General features: G+C 68.1%; 18 protein-coding genes. 10 read left to right on the top strand and 8 right to left on the bottom strand.

The features are described from left to right. Positions 1-34 precede the first annotated feature (34 nt). A complete protein-coding gene (locus JW897_RS05580) occupies positions 35-544 on the bottom strand; it encodes a winged helix DNA-binding protein (protein WP_205465423.1) in 510 nt (169 codons plus the stop codon). A gap of 153 nt (positions 545-697) precedes the next feature. Between JW897_RS05580 and pxpB the strand changes: the two genes are divergently transcribed. The 7 genes from pxpB to pcp all read left to right on the top strand — a co-directional run bounded on the left by pxpB (position 698) and on the right by pcp (position 6,428). Then, a complete protein-coding gene (gene pxpB / locus JW897_RS05575; RefSeq protein WP_420837263.1) occupies positions 698-1,360 on the top strand; it encodes a 5-oxoprolinase subunit PxpB in 663 nt (220 codons plus the stop codon). Further along, positions 1,353-2,285: a 5-oxoprolinase subunit C family protein gene (locus JW897_RS05570; protein WP_205465421.1), complete on the top strand. Its 933-nt coding sequence runs from the start codon at positions 1,353-1,355 to the stop codon at positions 2,283-2,285. Before pxpB ends, JW897_RS05570 begins: the two co-directional genes overlap by 8 nt. Then, on the top strand, positions 2,270-3,007 hold the full coding sequence (pxpA, locus tag JW897_RS05565) for a 5-oxoprolinase subunit PxpA (RefSeq protein ID WP_205465420.1): 738 nt from the start codon (positions 2,270-2,272) through the stop codon (positions 3,005-3,007). The genes JW897_RS05570 and pxpA overlap by 16 nt, the downstream gene beginning before the upstream one ends. A gap of 63 nt (positions 3,008-3,070) precedes the next feature. Continuing rightward, entirely contained in the window at positions 3,071-3,784 is a 714-nt protein-coding gene (locus JW897_RS05560) for a DUF969 domain-containing protein (RefSeq protein ID WP_205465419.1), read from the top strand. Further along, the gene (locus JW897_RS05555) at positions 3,781-4,767 is read left to right on the top strand and encodes a DUF979 domain-containing protein (RefSeq protein WP_048413966.1); all 987 of its coding nucleotides are present in this window, start codon (positions 3,781-3,783) and stop codon (positions 4,765-4,767) included. Before JW897_RS05560 ends, JW897_RS05555 begins: the two co-directional genes overlap by 4 nt. Positions 4,768-4,776: 9 nt before the next feature. Next, on the top strand, positions 4,777-5,787 hold the full coding sequence (locus JW897_RS05550) for a DUF2891 domain-containing protein (RefSeq protein WP_205465418.1): 1,011 nt from the start codon (positions 4,777-4,779) through the stop codon (positions 5,785-5,787). Beyond that, complete coding sequence (pcp, locus tag JW897_RS05545; RefSeq protein WP_205465417.1) at positions 5,784-6,428, top strand: pyroglutamyl-peptidase I; 645 nt, start codon at positions 5,784-5,786, stop codon at positions 6,426-6,428. The genes JW897_RS05550 and pcp overlap by 4 nt, the downstream gene beginning before the upstream one ends. Before the next feature lie 7 nt (positions 6,429-6,435). Here the strand turns inward: pcp and crcB are convergent, their stop codons facing one another. From crcB to JW897_RS05510, 7 genes are all read right to left on the bottom strand, one after another. Then, a complete protein-coding gene (gene crcB / locus JW897_RS05540; protein WP_048413963.1) occupies positions 6,436-6,825 on the bottom strand; it encodes a fluoride efflux transporter CrcB in 390 nt (129 codons plus the stop codon). A gap of 69 nt (positions 6,826-6,894) precedes the next feature. Further along, on the bottom strand, positions 6,895-7,257 hold the full coding sequence (locus JW897_RS05535; RefSeq protein ID WP_048410238.1) for a roadblock/LC7 domain-containing protein: 363 nt from the start codon (positions 7,255-7,257) through the stop codon (positions 6,895-6,897). A gap of 48 nt (positions 7,258-7,305) precedes the next feature. After that, positions 7,306-7,938 (bottom strand): hypothetical protein, encoded by a 633-nt coding sequence (locus tag JW897_RS05530; protein WP_048413962.1) that lies wholly within the window; start codon positions 7,936-7,938, stop codon positions 7,306-7,308. Continuing rightward, on the bottom strand, positions 7,935-8,483 hold the full coding sequence (locus tag JW897_RS05525) for a GTP-binding protein (protein ID WP_048413961.1): 549 nt from the start codon (positions 8,481-8,483) through the stop codon (positions 7,935-7,937). The genes JW897_RS05530 and JW897_RS05525 overlap by 4 nt, the downstream gene beginning before the upstream one ends. An 18-nt stretch (positions 8,484-8,501) precedes the next feature. Continuing rightward, positions 8,502-9,563, bottom strand: coding sequence for a hypothetical protein (locus JW897_RS05520; RefSeq protein WP_205465416.1), 1,062 nt, complete (start codon positions 9,561-9,563; stop codon positions 8,502-8,504). An 8-nt stretch (positions 9,564-9,571) separates the two neighbouring features. Continuing rightward, complete coding sequence (locus JW897_RS05515; RefSeq protein ID WP_205465415.1) at positions 9,572-10,963, bottom strand: type IV pilus assembly protein FimV; 1,392 nt, start codon at positions 10,961-10,963, stop codon at positions 9,572-9,574. Continuing rightward, complete coding sequence (locus JW897_RS05510; RefSeq protein ID WP_048413958.1) at positions 10,956-11,747, bottom strand: oxygen-binding di-iron domain-containing protein; 792 nt, start codon at positions 11,745-11,747, stop codon at positions 10,956-10,958. The genes JW897_RS05515 and JW897_RS05510 overlap by 8 nt, the downstream gene beginning before the upstream one ends. A gap of 256 nt (positions 11,748-12,003) precedes the next feature. On the opposite strand from JW897_RS05510, the gene hmpA reads away from it, so the two are divergent. The 3 genes from hmpA to JW897_RS05495 all read left to right on the top strand — a co-directional run bounded on the left by hmpA (position 12,004) and on the right by JW897_RS05495 (position 14,704). Continuing rightward, positions 12,004-13,221, top strand: coding sequence for an NO-inducible flavohemoprotein (gene hmpA / locus JW897_RS05505; protein ID WP_205465414.1), 1,218 nt, complete (start codon positions 12,004-12,006; stop codon positions 13,219-13,221). Positions 13,222-13,301: 80 nt separating this feature from the next. Next, on the top strand, positions 13,302-13,748 hold the full coding sequence (locus JW897_RS05500; RefSeq protein WP_205465413.1) for an Rrf2 family transcriptional regulator: 447 nt from the start codon (positions 13,302-13,304) through the stop codon (positions 13,746-13,748). 98 nt (positions 13,749-13,846) lie between these two features. Then, entirely contained in the window at positions 13,847-14,704 is an 858-nt protein-coding gene (locus JW897_RS05495; protein ID WP_205465412.1) for an endonuclease, read from the top strand.

Here is a 14,704-nt window from a genome sequence, read left to right as displayed (position 1 = left end):
CAGCGGGCATGGAAGCGCCGCTTTGAACAGGCTCTTACATCGAGGCGGCGTCGCGCGAGGCCTGATCGTAGAGGCCGGCCAGCATGCGCAGTAGTTGGGCGTTGTCGCCGATGTCGGCCTGCTGGCCGCCGTTGTCGATCAGCGCGTTGATCAGGCATTGCTCGCGTACGTCGCGGTAGCGCTGGCACAGTTCGACGCCGGCGGGGGTGGTGGCGAACAAGGCCTCCTTGCCCACCTTTTCGCTGCCGACATAGCCCATCTTCACCAGCTTCTTCAAGGCGTAGGACACCACGTGGGTGTCTTCGATGTTCAGCACGAAACAGATGTCCGCCAGTTTCTTGCTGCGGCCGCGGTGGTTGACGTGATGCAGCAGCGACACCTCCATCGCGGTCATGTCGGTTTCTCCCGCGGCCGCCATGCAGCGGATCATCCAACGGTTGAAAGCGTTGTTGGCCACGATCAGGCCGAATTCGAACTCGGACAATTCGGCGCAACGCTCGGAAACCAGGTGCGAGGAGGAGACGATGTTGCGTTGAGCGCTCATGGGAGGGCCTGGGGACGGGGTGGTTGGCCGGCCAGTATAGCAAAACGTCATTTGCGCTGGACATCGCCAACAAATGCAAATAATTTATAGATGTTTTATCTGCAAAATAATAACCGAGCGCCGCGAGGCGGACGGCTGCAAAGGGAGGATGGCTTGGCATCGAACTCAACGCGCTATTACCTGCTGGGCGAGCGCGCCGCCGTGCTGGAGAGCGTCAGGCCGGCCGATCTGGCGTGCCAGCGCCGCATCTGGTGGCTGGCGCAGACGCTGACGGGCGCGGCCGGGCTGATCGACGTGGTGCCCGGCATGAACAACCTCACCTTGATCTTCGATCCGGACGCCGACGACGGCGAGGCTTGGCTGGAGCGCCTGCGCCGCGGCTGGACGCAGGCGAAGGAGGCCGAGCCGCGTGTGCGGCGGGTGGAGGTGCCGGTGCGCTACGGCGGCCGCCACGGGCCGGACCTGGCCGCGGTGGCGGCGCACGCCGGCCTGAGCGAAGAGGCCGTCGTCGCCGCGCATGCCTCGGTCGACTACGTGGTGTATTTCCTCGGTTTTCAGCCCGGCTTCGCCTATCTGGGCGGCCTGCCGGAGCGTCTGGCCACGCCGCGGCGCGCCGAGCCCAGGCTGGCGGTGCCGGCCGGCTCGGTGGGCATAGGCGGCGCTCAGACCGGCATTTATCCGGCGGTCAGCCCCGGCGGCTGGCAGATCATCGGCCGCACCGAACTGACGTTGTTCGATCCGCGCCGCGAGCAACCGTCCCTGCTGCTGCCGGGCGACAGCGTGCGCTTCGCGCCGCGGGAGAGCGGCGATGATTGAAATCACGCAGCCGGGCATTCAGAGCACGGTGCAGGACCTGGGACGGCATGGCTTGCGCCACCTCGGCGTGGCGCAGTGCGGCGCGCTGGACGCGCCGGCGCTGATCATGGCCAACCGCCTGCTGGGCAATGCCGCGGACGCGGCCGGCATCGAAGTGGCCCTGGGGCCGTTTGGCGTCCGTTTCCTGAGCGCCGGCTGGTTCGCGCTGATGGGCGCGGATTTCGGCGCGGAGCTGGACGGCGAGCCGGTGTGGAGCGGCTGGCGGTATCCGGCGCGCGCGGGCCAGCAATTGCTGCTGCGCGGCTGCCGCCACGGCATGCGCGCCTATCTCGCCCTGGCCGGCGGCATCGACGCGCCCCTGGTGCTGGGCGCGCGCGCCACCGATCTGCAAGCGGGCCTGGGCGGCTGGATGGGGCGGGCGCTGGAGGCCGGCGACCGCCTGCCGCTGGGGCCGGCGGCGCCGCTGTCCGGCCGGCTGGGCCGGCGCAATCTCGGCTGGTCGCCGCTGGTGCGCGCGCTGCCGGGGCCGGAGTGGCCGCAGTTCGCCCGGGCGGCGCGGCAGGCGTTCAGCGAGGGCGAGTGGACGGTGTCCGCGCAGAGCAACCGCATGGGCTACCGCTTGCAGGGCGAGGCGCTGACGCGCGAGGCCGCCGGCGATTTGCCTTCCCACGGGGTCTTGCCCGGCGTGGTGCAGGCGCCGCCGGGCGGCCAGCCCATCGTATTGCTGGCGGACGCGCAGGCGACCGGCGGTTATCCGCGCATCGCCTGCGTGATCGAGGCGGATTTGTGGAAGCTGGCGCAGGCGCGGCCGGGGGCCAAGCTGCGTTTCAAGATGGTGGACGCGCAACAGGCAGCGGCGGCGCGCTTAAGCCTGCGCCGGCACTTGCAGGGACAGGATTGGAGCCAGACATGCAGATCGATTTGAACGCCGACATCGGCGAGGGCTGCGGCGACGACGCCGCGATCATGGATCAGGTCAGCTCGGTCAACATCGCCTGCGGCTGGCACGCGGGCGACGCCGAAACCATGTGGCGGGCGCTGCGGGACGCGATGCGGCGCGGAGTGGCGCCGGGCGCCCACCCCAGCTTTCCCGACCGCGAGCATTTCGGCCGCCGGTCGATGCCGCGCGCGCCGGAGCTGGTGTATCAGGACACTCTGTATCAGGTGGGCGCGCTGGCGGGCATGGCGCGCGCCGCCGGGACGCGGCTGCGCCATGTCAAGCCGCACGGCGCGCTGTACAACCAGGCGGCGCGCGATCCGGCGCTGGCCGACGCCGTTGCCCGCGCGGTGAGGGATCTCGATCCCGAACTGCGGCTGGTCGGCCTGGCCGGCGGCGAATCCGGCCGCGCCGCGCGGCGTCACGGTCTGCAAGCGATAGAAGAAGTGTTCGCCGATCGCGCCTATCTGGCCGACGGCAGCCTGGCGCCGCGCGGAACGCCGGGCGCGGTGATCGAAGACGCGGAGCAGGCTTTGCGCCAGACGCTGGATCTGGTGTTGCGCGGGCGCGTGGCTTGCCTGGACGGCGGCGAGCTGGAGATTCGCGCCGACAGCGTTTGCCTGCACGGAGACGGCGCGCACGCGCTGCAATTCGCGCGGCTGCTGCGCCGGCGCCTGGAACAGGAGGGCGTGAGCATCGTCGCCTTGTGAGTTTTACCCGGAAACGAGAGCCGCCCGCAGGCGGCCATTTCCATCATACAAAGGAGAAACTGCATGGATCTTGCATCCTATCTGCCCCTGGTGGGCATTCCCGTCGTGGTGGCGGGCTTCGCCTTGCGCTTCAATCCGCTGCTGGTGGTCACCGCCGCCGGCCTGGCGACCGGTTTGGCGGTCGGCATGGATGTGGGCGCGCTGCTGGAAACCTTCGGCGAGAAATTCCTCAATAGTCGCCAATTGGCCACCTTCATCCTGATTCTGCCGGTGATAGGCCTGCTGGAGCGCTACGGCCTGAAAGAACGCGCCCAGCAATGGATAGCCGGCATCCGGAGCGCCACCACCGCGCGCATTCTGATGCTGTACTTCGTGGTGCGCGAGCTGACCGCGGCGCTGGGCCTGATCAATCTGGGCGGCCACGCTCAAACCGTGCGCCCTTTGCTGGCGCCGATGGCCGAGGGCGCCGCCGCCAACCAGCTGGGCGAGTTGCCGCCGGTCTTGCGCGACCGCATTCGCGCCCATGCCGCCGCCTGCGACAATATCGCGGTGTTCTTCGGCGAGGACATCTTCATCGCCTTCGGCGCGGTGTTGTTGATGGACGCCTTCCTCAAGGAAAACGGCATCGCCAATATCGAACCGCTGCACATCGGCCTGTGGGCGATTCCCACCGCCGTCTGCGCGCTGATCATCCACATGACGCGGCTGGCGCGGCTTGACGCCCGGCTGCAACGCGATGTCGCCGCCTGGCGCGCGCAACAGGAGGCTGCGGCATGAAGACGTGGTTCAGCATTCATGATGTTTATTATCTGATCGGCATCGTGGTGATGTTGCTGGTGGGCATGACGCTGCGCGACCGCGGCAACCCCAAGCGCTACACCACCGCGCTGTTCTGGTTTCTGTTCGGCGCCACCTTCTTGTTCGGCGACTTGATGACGGCGGCCCTGGGCAAGGCGATGGCTTATCGCCTGGTGGGCCTGATCGTGATCGCGCTCGCCCTGCTGGCCGGCGCCGGCCTGCTGGCTCCGGGCAGCTATGCCCAAAGCGGCGAGCAGCAGCGGCGGGACGCCGCCAGCCGCCTGGGCAATAAGATCTTCCTGCCCGCCTTGCTGATTCCGTTGTTGACCGTGGCCTGCACCTTGTCGCTGAAAGGCGTCGAGATCGGCGGCGGCGCCGTGCTGGATCAGAAGCATCTGACTCTGGCCGCCCTGGCGGTGGCCTGCGTCTGCGCGGTGCTGCTGGGCTGGAAGCTGACCGGCGGCACTCCGCTGCAGGCGGTGCGCGAATCGCGCCGCCTGGTGGACGCCATCGGCTGGGCCGCCATTCTGCCGCAGATGCTGGCGATGCTGGGCGGGGTGTTCGTCGCCGCCAAGACCGGACAGGCGGTGCAGGAAGCGGTCAGCCTGTTCGTCGATCCGGGCAATCGTTTTCTGCTGGTGGCGATCTACTGTATCGGCATGGCCTTGTTCACCATGATCATGGGAAACGCCTTCGCCGCTTTTCCGGTGATGACCGCCGGCATCGCGCTGCCTTTCCTGATCGTCGGACAGCACGCCGACGCGGCGCCGCTGGTGGCGATAGGCATGTATTCCGGTTACTGCGGCACCTTGATGACGCCGATGGCGGCCAATTTCAACATCGTGCCGGCGGCCTTGCTGGAGCTGAAGGACCGATATCTGGTGATCAAGACCCAGATTCCCACCGCGCTGGCCTTGCTGGGCGTGAACATCCTGTTGATGTATTTCATCGTGTTCCGTTGAGGAGACAGCATGAATCCGCAACAAGCCTCCGCGCTGGCGGCGTTGCCGCTGGCCGGCCTGGTTCGGGAATACCCGAACCTGCTGAGCCATCTGTTGAACGGGCCGGACGACGCGCGCGCGCCGCGCGACTTGCATCCGGTGTTTTACGGCTGCTACGACTGGCACTCCGCCGTGCACGGCTTCTGGTTGCTGGCGCGGCTGGCTCGCCGTTTCCCGGCCTTGCCGCAGCAGCGCCAGATCGCCGATTTGTTCGCCAGCCATTTCACGCCGCCGGCCTTCCAGGAAGAGGCGGATTATTTCGCCGCGCCGGGGCGCGCCAGCTTTGAGCGGCCCTATGGCTGGGCCTGGCTGCTGGCTTTGGCGCAAGAGCTGGAGGCCTGGCGCCTGCCGCAAGCCGGGCACTGGCGCGCGGCGATGCGGCCCTTGCTGGACTTGATCCGCCAGCGTTGGCTGTCGTTTCTGCCTGCGCAGGATTATCCGATCCGCAGCGGCGGGCACGCCAATACCTCTTTCGCTCTGCTGTTGAGCCTGGACTACGCCCGCGCCGCCGGCGACGCCGAGCTGGCGCGGGCGCTGGAGACGGCGGCCCGGCGTTATTTCCTGAGCGATGCGGATTATCCGGCGCGGCTGGAGCCGAGCGGCGACGATTTCCTGTCGCCCTGCCTATGCCAGGCCTTGTTGCTAAGCCGGCTGTTGCCGGCGCGGGCGTTCAGGGATTGGCTGCGCGCCTTCTTGCCGGATTTGCCGCGGAGCGGCCTCTTGCTGAGTCCGGCCCGGGTCAGCGACGGCGCGGACCCCAAGATCGGCCACCTGATCGGGTTGAATCTGAGCCGCGCCTGGTGTTTGCGCCAGTTGACGACGGCCTTGCCGCCGGACGACGCTTGGCGGCCTCCGCTGGAGCAGGGCGCGCGGGCGCATCTGGACGCCGGCCTGCCGCATGTGGTCAGCGGTCATTACACCGGCGAGCATTGGCTGGGGACTTTCGCCTTGCTGGCCTTGGACGAGGGAGAGCGTGAATGAGCAAGATCGTGTTGTTGACGGGCTTCGAGCCGTTTGGCGGCGAGAGCGTGAATCCGTCGTGGGAGGCCGCGAGCCGGCTGGACGGCGAGTCTCTGGCGGGCGCGGTGGTGGCCGCGCGGCGGCTGCCCTGCGTGTTCGGCGAGGCCTTGCACGTTTTGCGCGGCGAGATGGCGGCGTTGCGGCCGGCGCTGATCGTGGCGGTGGGGCAGGCGGGAGGACGCCCCGAGCTGTCGCTGGAGCGGGTGGCGATCAATGTCGACGACGCTCGCATCGCGGACAACGCCGGCCGGCGGCCGATAGACCGTCCGGTGGTACAGGGCGGGCCGGCCGCTTATTTCTCCACCTTGCCCATCAAGGCGCAGGCGGCGGCGCTGCGCGAAGCCGGCATTCCGGCGGCGGTGTCGCAAAGCGCCGGCACCTTTGTCTGCAATCATGTGTTCTACGGCCTGATGCACGCCTTGGCCGGCGCGCCGGCGCGCGGCGGCTTCATCCACATTCCCTATTTGCCGGAGCAGGCCGCCGCGCATCCCGGCGCGCCCAGCATGAGCCTGGAGACGATAGTCGCCGGTCTGCGGCTGGCGCTGGAGACGGCCCTGACGGCGACGACGGACATTGTCGAGACCGGCGGGGCCACGCATTAAACAGCGTTCAGCTCTTGAGCCAGCGCAGCCATTGCCAGCTGGCGATGCCGGCCAGCGTGGCCAGCAAAGAGCCGCAGACGTGGACGGCGACGGCGGTCAGCGCCGGCAGCAGCCGTTGCTGCTGCAGCAAGGCGACGACTTCGGCGGAAAAGGTGGAGAAGGTGGTCAGGCCGCCGCAGAAGCCGGTGATCACCAGCAGCCGCCACAGCGGCGACACGCCAGGCGCGCTGGCGAAGAAGGCGACGGCCAGGCCGATGATGTAGCCGCCGATCAGATTGGCGGCCAGCGTGCCCGGCGGCAGGCTGGGCCACAGGCTGTTCAGTTTGACGCCCAGCGCCCAGCGAAGCAGCGCGCCCAGCGCGGCGCCGACGGAGATGGCGAGTAGGGTTTTCCACATGGAGCGGGTCTTGCGCGTAAGCAAAACCGTATTGTGCCGGCCATGCGCCGCCAAGTATAGGCCGGCTTTCTAGAGGATTTCGGCGATGCTGCGCGCCGCGCGCTTGGCGTCCAGGAAAATCAGGCCCAGCTTGGCTTCGCGCCGCGCGATCACGGTCAGCACCGCGTCCGGGCTGGCGTGGCTCATCAGGATGTAGCCGTGCTCGCCCTTGACCATCACTTGTTCCAGGCCGCCGCGCGCCAGCTCGCGGGCGGTGCGTTCGCCCAGCGACAGCATCGCCGCCGCCATCGCACCAACGCGGTCTTCGTCCACTTCCTGCGGCAGCAGGGCCGCCATGGTCAGGCCGTCGGCGGAAATGATGGCGGATGCTTCAATGTCGGCGGACGCGCCGTTGAGGTCGCTCAGAATGGATTTGAGCATCTGTTCACGCATGGGGTTCTCCAGGTTTGTTCAATGCGCCGGCCGCCGCGCGGCCGGGGTTCAGGCGTAGCGGCGCACCAGCAGTTCCACCAGGCCGACGAAGGCTTCGCTTTGCAGCCGCGGCTCGCCGCCTATGATCAGCGCGAAGGCCTGCTGCGCCACGTGCAAGGGGTAAAAAGCCAGTTGGCTGCGGCCGGCCGGGTCCACCGCGGCCCAGGCGGCGCTGCCCAGGTTGAGGTGGTTTTTCAGCAGCAAATGGTGTCGGCGGCTCAAGGACATCAAGTCGCCGGCCAGCGCGGCGATTTCCTCGGCGGTTTCGTGGCGGAAGCCGGCGGTGGCGTAATACAGGCCGTTGTCGTCGGCCAGCAGCGCCTGGCCGCTGCCGGACAGCGCCGCCAGCAGCTCCGGCAACTGGCTTTCCAGGTTGCCGGCGGCGGCCGGCCGCGGCTCGGCGGTGCCGTGGACGAACTCCAGCCGCTGCAAGCGGTAAAGGGTGGCCAGCGCCTGTTCCAGCTCGTCGTCGCACCACTCGCTGAGCAAGGGCTCGCTGAGCGGCACCGCATGGCCCAGCCGCAGGATGTTGAGCAGCAGGCGGCGGGTCAGGTCGGCTTCCGCTCCGGCGACGGCGTAAAAGGCGCCGGCCGGAGTGGCCATCGGATAGAGCGGCCCGCTCAGGCGCAGTTCATCGTTCATTGCGGCTCTCCCAGGCCCGGGTCTATCGAGTACAGCAGCGCCAGCAGCAGCTGCTTGATGTCTTCGCGGCGACGGCAGTCCACTTCGAACACCGGCGCGCTGAGCCCGCGCGCGGCCAGCGCCTCGGCGTAGACGGCGGTGGCGGACAGCGGCGCGAGGTCGGTCTTGCTGACGCCCAGCGCCAGCGGCGCGCGGCGCAGCAGCGGTTCGAAGGCGCGCAGGAAGAAGCCCAGGTCCTGCAGCGGGTTGGCGCGGCTGTGGTCCAGCAGCAGGATCAGGCCGATGCTGCCGCGGCTGACGATGTCCCACATGAAGTCGAAGCGCTCCTGGCCGGGGGTGCCGTAGAGGTGGACCTTGGTGTCGGCGTCCAGGCGCAGCATGCCGTAGTCCAGCGCCACCGTGGTGTGGTCTTTGCGATGCAAGGTCATGTCGCTGGCCTTGGCGTCGGTGCGGATAGGCGCGATGTCGCTGATGGCGGCGATGGCGGTGGTTTTGCCTGCGCCCACCGGGCCGGCGAAGAGGATTTTGTTATCGGGGCTGCGCATGATGGAAGGTGGTGAGGCTCACAAGCGGCTCACTCTTTGCAAGAGTCGGGACAGGAAGCCGGCGCGCTCGGGCGCGACGGTTCCGGGCTGTGTCGGGTCGGGGCGCACCGGCGCGCTGGAGATCACTTTCAGCGCCGGCGCCTCGCTGTTCCAGTCCAGCAGGCCGAGGGCGTGGGCGGCGGCCAGGAAGGTGCAGGCGTGTTCGGGGTCGACGCGCAGCAGCCGGACGATGATGCGCAGCGTGGCCGGCGTCTTGGTCAGTAGCGCGCTCAGGCGCGTGGCGTCCGGCAGCGCCGCCAGCCGGGTCAGGTTGGGCCATTGTCGCAGCCGCAGCGGGGTGTCCGCGCCGATGCCGGCCGGCAGCCGGCCCTGGCTGCTCCAGATCGCCAACTGCCACAGCAGCGCCGGCAACGGCTGGTTGAGGCCGCCGGCGCTGGCGTCGGCGGCTTGCGCTTGCAGCGCGGGCGCGTCTTGCCGGCACAGCTCGCGCAATTGTTCCGCCGGCTGCAGGCATTGCGCCAGCGCGCGGTCCGGCCGCAGCCACAGCAAGGGCCGGCCGTCGGCCAGCAACAGCGCCGGCCGCGCTTGGCGGGCCAGCCGCGTCGTCGCGCCGAGCAGGCCGCGGCGTGGGTCGAAGCGGGCGATGGAGATAGACGGGGCGGCCGGCGGCGGAGCCGGCGCGGCGGCCGGTTCGGGCCGGGGTGCGGGGGCCGTCGCCGGAGTCGGTTCCGCGACGGGAACGGGCCGCAGCGCCGCTTGCAGTTGGGGGAACAAGGATTCCACCCGCAGCGGTTTGGCCAGCGTGACGGCGGGCGGGCGCTCCGGCGGCGTCGCGGCGACGATCAAGGCCGGCAAGGTCGGATGACGGAGGCGGAAATCCTCCCAGGCTTGCCAGCCGACGGGACTGTCCACATCGACGATGGCCAGGTCCGGCGCGTGTTCGCCGGACGGGGACTCCAGCAAGCGGTAGCGCATGCTGTGGTGCAGGCGGAAGGCCATGCGCAGCAGGGCCAGCTTGCGATCGTCCATGCCGACGGCGAGCACGGCGATGTCGGAGGCGGGAGAGACGGGGCGCGGCATGGGCGTGCTCAGGCGGCCAGCATGCGCCGACGGGCGGAGCCCGCGTCGATGTCGAAACCGGCCAGCTGCGCGCTGACCTCCAGCGGCAGCCGCGCGACATGGCCGCGCAGCTGCTGCAATAGCCATTGGAAGCGCGCCCGGTCGTCCTGGCGGCGGTAAAGCTGCAGCAAAGGCGGATAGTTGGCGGCGTCTTCCGGCCGGCTCAACACCGCTTGCTCCAGGGTGTGGATCGCCATGTCGACCTGGCCTTCGTTGAGGTAGGCGTCGGCCTCGCCGCGCGCGTCGACGATTTCGGCCGCCTCCGCCACGGCTTGCCGCGTCACCAGCGGCCGGCGCAGAGGCGCGGCGGCCGGCGGGACGCCGCTGAAACCGAAGCTGCGGCCGATGCGTTCCAGCTCCGGCCGCTCCGGGCGTCGCGCCAGCAGGTCCAGCACCGGGTGGGCGCCGAGCAGCCAGCCGGCGTGGGTCAATTGCTCCTTGAGGCCGGCGCCGTGTTCGCCCAGCGCCAGGTGGAAGCGCCACAGCGTCCGCGCATAGCGCGGCAGTTGTCGTTGCCGGTAATGCACGTGCAGCAGGTCCAGCAGATGCGTCAGCGAGTGGGGCCGCAAAGCCAGCGTCCGCTCCAGCGCCGTCGTCGCCGCCGCGTATTCTTGCCAGCGCAGCCAGACCTTGGCCTGGCGTTCGGCCGGCAGCAGCGCGGCGATGGCGTCCTTCTCCCTTTCATTCAGCGGAAACAGCGGGGCGCAGCCATGCAGCAAGGCTTGCGGCCGCGCGGCGGCGATGGAGGGCGACGATGGGGAGGAGGGGATGGCTTCTGCCGTCTCCGCCGCGTCTTCGCCGGGCGCCGCCACGGCGAGGCCCGGCGCGTCGTCGCCCAGGCGCAGGCCGACCGCCTCCGGGTCCCAGCCCAGTCTTTGCTCGGCCAGCACGCGCAGGGCCAGGTGGTTGCGTTCGGCGCGCAGCCCGGCCTCCACCGCCTGCTCCATGGCCTCCCGCCCGATCAGCGCCAGGTCGTGCTGTCGTTCCAGCATCGCGGCGTAGTCGTCCAGCGCGCCGGTTTGCAGGTAGAGGCCGGCCAGCCTTTGCAACTGCTTGGCGGAGTGCGGCGCCAGCCGGTCCACGTAATGGCGCAGCGCTTGCGCCGCCTGTTCCAGATAGCCGAACTCGATGAAGATGTCGACCTCGGCGAGCGAATCCAGCTCGTCCACCTGATAAGGCTGCTCGGCGTCGCCGGCGTCGCTTGGATCCGGCTCGCTCAAGGAAATGCCCTCGTCCCGCGCTTGCGCGGCGCGGTCGCGGCGCGCTTGCCAGCGCAGCGCGGCCAGCAAGGTCAGCAGGCCCATGGCCAGCGCCAGGCCGACGACCAGATCGACATGGTTCTGCGGCAGCCAGTCAGTCATGGCGCGGCACCTCGCGCGGCGGCGGCGTGAAATCGGCGGGGCCGATCAGGTCGGTGCCGCACTCCAGGGTTTCGAACCAGTCCAGGAAGCGTTTCACCATGGCCTTGCCCTGGAAGGAGCCGCCGTGTTGCGGCACGATCCATTCGATATCCAGCCGGCGAACCATGTCCACCCACAGCCGGCAGGCCTTGTTGTTGGACATATAGCGGCGATGGAAGGCGAGCATGTGGCTGTCGTGCAGGTGGGCGTCGAAATCGCTGACCGGCAGGCCGGCCGCGTGGCCGTCCATCAAGGAGGCGCCGATGTCGCCGGAGAACAGGATTTTGCTGATCGGGTCGTAGATCTGGAAAAAGCCGACGGTGTGCAGGTAATGGGCCGGAACGATTTGCAGGTCCGCGCCGCCCAGCCGCAGCCACATGCCGCGCGGCGGAATCGCCACCAGCCGCCCGGCGGTGGCGCCGCGCATGCAGAAGTGGGGCAGGAAACGAGTCCATTCTTCGGCGATGATCACCTGGGCGTCGGTGATCAGCAGCCAGCCGCCCACCGAGGCGATGATGTCCGGGTCCTGGTGCGAGGCGAAGATGTAGCGGGTGTGCGAGGGCAGGAAATAGTCGGCCAGCTCCGCGATCAAATGCTTGTAGGTCAGATTGCCGCCGGGGTCCAGCAGAATGCCTTCGCCCTGGTCGATGATGGCGAACTGGTTGGATTGTATGCCTTCGCCTTGCACCAGTTCGGTGAAGGCGACGCATTTGTGATTGCCGTCGTCGTAAAGCACCAATGCCATGAGCCGCCCCATCTGGCCGGCGGCGCCATGGGCGCGGCGCGGCCGTCTTATGCCGTAAGAATGTGACGATCTTATGCAATCGGTATTCCGGCGGTGTTGACTTGGGTCAAGCTTGCCAGGCGCGGCTGTTTTTACGCGGCGGTGACAATGCGGCGATAAAGATGTATTATTTTTACATCTTTAAGGCCGCCGGCGATCAACCGGCATTTTTTACCCACAATAAAATGTATAAAACACACATCTTTAGGAGCCCGCCATGTTGAGCCTCGAAGTCCGCGCCCTGGTCAAAGCCACTGTTCCGGTGTTGCAGCAACACGGTCTGGCGTTGACCAGCCATTTCTATCGCCGCATGTTCAGTCACAACCCCGAGTTGAAAAACGTCTTCAACCAGGGGCATCAGCACTCCGGTCAGCAACAGCAGGCGCTGGCGATGGCGGTGCTGGCCTACGCCCAGCACATCGACGATCCGTCGCCGCTGGCGCCGGTGCTGACCCGGGTGGCGCACAAGCACGTCAGCCTGGGCATTCGCGCCGAGCACTATCCCATCGTCGGCAAGCACTTGCTGGCGTCCATCCAGGAGGTGTTGGGCGAGGCGGCGACGCCGGAGCTGATCGATGCCTGGGCCGCCGCCTACGGCCAACTGGCGGACATCTTGATCGCCGAGGAGCGCGAACTGTACCGCGCCGCCGCCAACGCCGACGGCGGTTGGGCCGGTTGGCGGCCGTTCCGCATTGCGCGCAAGGTGGTGGAGAGCGAGGAAATCACCTCCTTCTATCTGGTGCCGGCCGACAGCGGCGCGGTGCCGGGATTCCGGCCAGGCCAGTATGTGTCGGTCAAATGCTTCGTCGCGGAGTGGGGCCTGGCCCAGCCGCGTCAGTACAGCTTGTCGGACGCGCCCAACGGCGAGCATCTGCGGATCTCGGTCAAGCGCGAGGACGGTGGCGACGACAAGCCGGCGGGCCGGGTATCCAATCTGCTGCACGCGGAGAAGCAGGAAGGCGACATCCTGGAGCTGAGCGCGCCGCAGGGCGACTTCTTCTTGCACGAGGAGCGCGATGGCCCGGTGGTGCTGATCAGCGCCGGCGTCGGCCAGACGCCGATGCTGTCGATGTTGCGCCATTTGCTGAAGACCGGCAGCCGCCGCGAAATCCGCTATCTGCATGCGGCGCGCCATGGCGGCGCGCATGCGATGCGCGACGGCTTGCGGCAGATGCAGCAGCGTCACGCGCAGCTGCGCGCCCATGTCTGCTATGAGGCACCGCGCGCGGAGGATGCGCTGGGTCGCGACTATCAGCAGCAGGGCCGTCTGCAGCTGAGCCAGTTGCGGGAGATGATGCTGCTGCCGGACGCCGACTACTATCTGTGCGGCCCGGTGGGCTTCATGTTGGCGCAGCGCGCCAGCCTGCTGGACCTGGGCGTGGCGGCGGAGCGGGTGCATTTCGAAGTGTTCGGCTCCAACGCCGTCGGCGCTTAAGCCGCGTCGCCGCCCGCGTCCCATTGAGTCGGCGGCGCAGGCGGCGTATGCTGCCGCGGTTTCCCTCTAGGTCCCGGACCATGCAACTGACCCGTTTCACCGATCTCGGCCTGCGCGTGCTGATGTATCTGACCTGGCAGGACGAAGGCCAATTGGCCACCATCCCGGAAATCGCCGCCCGTTTCGAGGTGTCGCGCAACCATCTGGTCAAAGTCGTCCATTTCATGGCGCAGCAGGGCTGGCTGCAGACCAGCCGCGGCAAGGGCGGCGGTCTGGCGCTGGCGCGGGCGCCTGAGCAGTATCGCGTCGGCGAAGTGGTGCGCGCGTTGGAAGGTCTGTCGCAGCTGATAGATTGCGCGGACCCGCCGTGCGCGCTGCGGCCGGGCTGCAGGCTCAAGGGCGCGCTGGACGAGGCGCTGGCTGCGTTTTTCAAGACGCTGGATCAATACACGCTGCGCGACATGATGGCCGCGCCCACCGGCGAAGCCATCGTCCGGCTGCATAAGCAGCCTTTGCGCGCCACGTAATGACGTTGTAATTTTTATTAAAATTCACCCGTATTATCATTTGTAATATTTTTTGCATCTTATTGTCGTGAACGCGGCGGGTACTTACACTGCCCGCCATGCGTTATCCCATCTTCCTCCCCGTTATTTTGTTGTTGGCCGGCTGCGACGCGGCCGAATTTTCCAAAATCAGCCAATCCGCGGAAGTCAAAACCCTGGCCAAGGCCGGCGCCGCCGTGGTGCGCCAGCTGGAGCAGGCGACGCGGCCCGCGGCCGACGCCGGCGCGCCGGGCCAGGTTCAGGCGGCGCAGTTGGTCAGCGGCGTCAAGCAAGTGGGACACCGCGACTTTTCCAACGCCAAGAAGGTGCTGCCGCGGGTGTTCGCCGGCATGGAGCAGGACTTCTATTGCGGTTGCGATTACCGCGGCAAGGCGGTGGACTGGGCGTCCTGCGGCTATGTGCCGCGCAAATCGGAAACCCGCGCCAGCCGCATCGAGTGGGAGCACGTGGTGCCGGCCTGGAACCTGGGCCACCAGCGCCAGTGCTGGCAGCAAGGCGGCCGCAAGAACTGCGCGTCCAGCGATCCGGTGTTCCGCATGGCCGAAGGCGATCTGAACAATCTGGTGCCGGTGGTGGGCGAGGTCAACGGCGACCGCGCCAACTTCGCCTACGGCGCGTGGAGCCGCAAGCCGACGACCATGTACGGCCAATGCCAATCGGTGACGGATTTCGGCAATAAGCGCTTCCAGCCGCGCGAGGAAGTGCGCGGCACGGCGGCGCGCATCACCTTGTACATGCACGCGCGCTACCAATTGCGCATGAGCCGGCAGGACCGGCAACTGATGTGCGCCTGGGCGCGCCAGTACCCGGTCAACGCCTGGGAGCGCCGCCGCGACGCGCGCATCGTCCAATTGCAGGGCGAGGGCAATTTCCTGGTGGCGGAGCCGCAGCGGCTGGCCGAGCTGTGCGGCGCTTGA

Source organism: Chromobacterium alkanivorans, from assembly GCF_016937655.1.
Classification (GTDB): Bacteria; Pseudomonadota; Gammaproteobacteria; order Burkholderiales; family Chromobacteriaceae; genus Chromobacterium; species Chromobacterium alkanivorans.
This window is presented reverse-complemented; position numbering and strand designations above follow the sequence as displayed.

What these genes read in the sequence shown, in the direction of transcription:
- JW897_RS05570 (WP_205465421.1), top strand. Translation starts at nt 1,353, where the DNA reads ATGATTGAAATCACGCAGCCGGGCATTCAGAGCACGGTGCAGGACCTG.
- JW897_RS05520 (WP_205465416.1), bottom strand. Translation starts at nt 9,563, where the DNA reads ATGCCGCGCCCCGTCTCTCCCGCCTCCGACATCGCCGTGCTCGCCGTC.
- pcp (WP_205465417.1), top strand. Translation starts at nt 5,784, where the DNA reads ATGAGCAAGATCGTGTTGTTGACGGGCTTCGAGCCGTTTGGCGGCGAG.
- crcB (WP_048413963.1), bottom strand. Translation starts at nt 6,825, where the DNA reads ATGTGGAAAACCCTACTCGCCATCTCCGTCGGCGCCGCGCTGGGCGCG.
- JW897_RS05530 (WP_048413962.1), bottom strand. Translation starts at nt 7,938, where the DNA reads ATGAACGATGAACTGCGCCTGAGCGGGCCGCTCTATCCGATGGCCACT.
- JW897_RS05500 (WP_205465413.1), top strand. Translation starts at nt 13,302, where the DNA reads ATGCAACTGACCCGTTTCACCGATCTCGGCCTGCGCGTGCTGATGTAT.
- JW897_RS05555 (WP_048413966.1), top strand. Translation starts at nt 3,781, where the DNA reads ATGAAGACGTGGTTCAGCATTCATGATGTTTATTATCTGATCGGCATC.
- JW897_RS05525 (WP_048413961.1), bottom strand. Translation starts at nt 8,483, where the DNA reads ATGCGCAGCCCCGATAACAAAATCCTCTTCGCCGGCCCGGTGGGCGCA.
- JW897_RS05580 (WP_205465423.1), bottom strand. Translation starts at nt 544, where the DNA reads ATGAGCGCTCAACGCAACATCGTCTCCTCCTCGCACCTGGTTTCCGAG.
- hmpA (WP_205465414.1), top strand. Translation starts at nt 12,004, where the DNA reads ATGTTGAGCCTCGAAGTCCGCGCCCTGGTCAAAGCCACTGTTCCGGTG.
- JW897_RS05535 (WP_048410238.1), bottom strand. Translation starts at nt 7,257, where the DNA reads ATGCGTGAACAGATGCTCAAATCCATTCTGAGCGACCTCAACGGCGCG.
- pxpA (WP_205465420.1), top strand. Translation starts at nt 2,270, where the DNA reads ATGCAGATCGATTTGAACGCCGACATCGGCGAGGGCTGCGGCGACGAC.
- JW897_RS05550 (WP_205465418.1), top strand. Translation starts at nt 4,777, where the DNA reads ATGAATCCGCAACAAGCCTCCGCGCTGGCGGCGTTGCCGCTGGCCGGC.
- JW897_RS05495 (WP_205465412.1), top strand. Translation starts at nt 13,847, where the DNA reads ATGCGTTATCCCATCTTCCTCCCCGTTATTTTGTTGTTGGCCGGCTGC.
- JW897_RS05515 (WP_205465415.1), bottom strand. Translation starts at nt 10,963, where the DNA reads ATGACTGACTGGCTGCCGCAGAACCATGTCGATCTGGTCGTCGGCCTG.
- JW897_RS05510 (WP_048413958.1), bottom strand. Translation starts at nt 11,747, where the DNA reads ATGGCATTGGTGCTTTACGACGACGGCAATCACAAATGCGTCGCCTTC.
- JW897_RS05560 (WP_205465419.1), top strand. Translation starts at nt 3,071, where the DNA reads ATGGATCTTGCATCCTATCTGCCCCTGGTGGGCATTCCCGTCGTGGTG.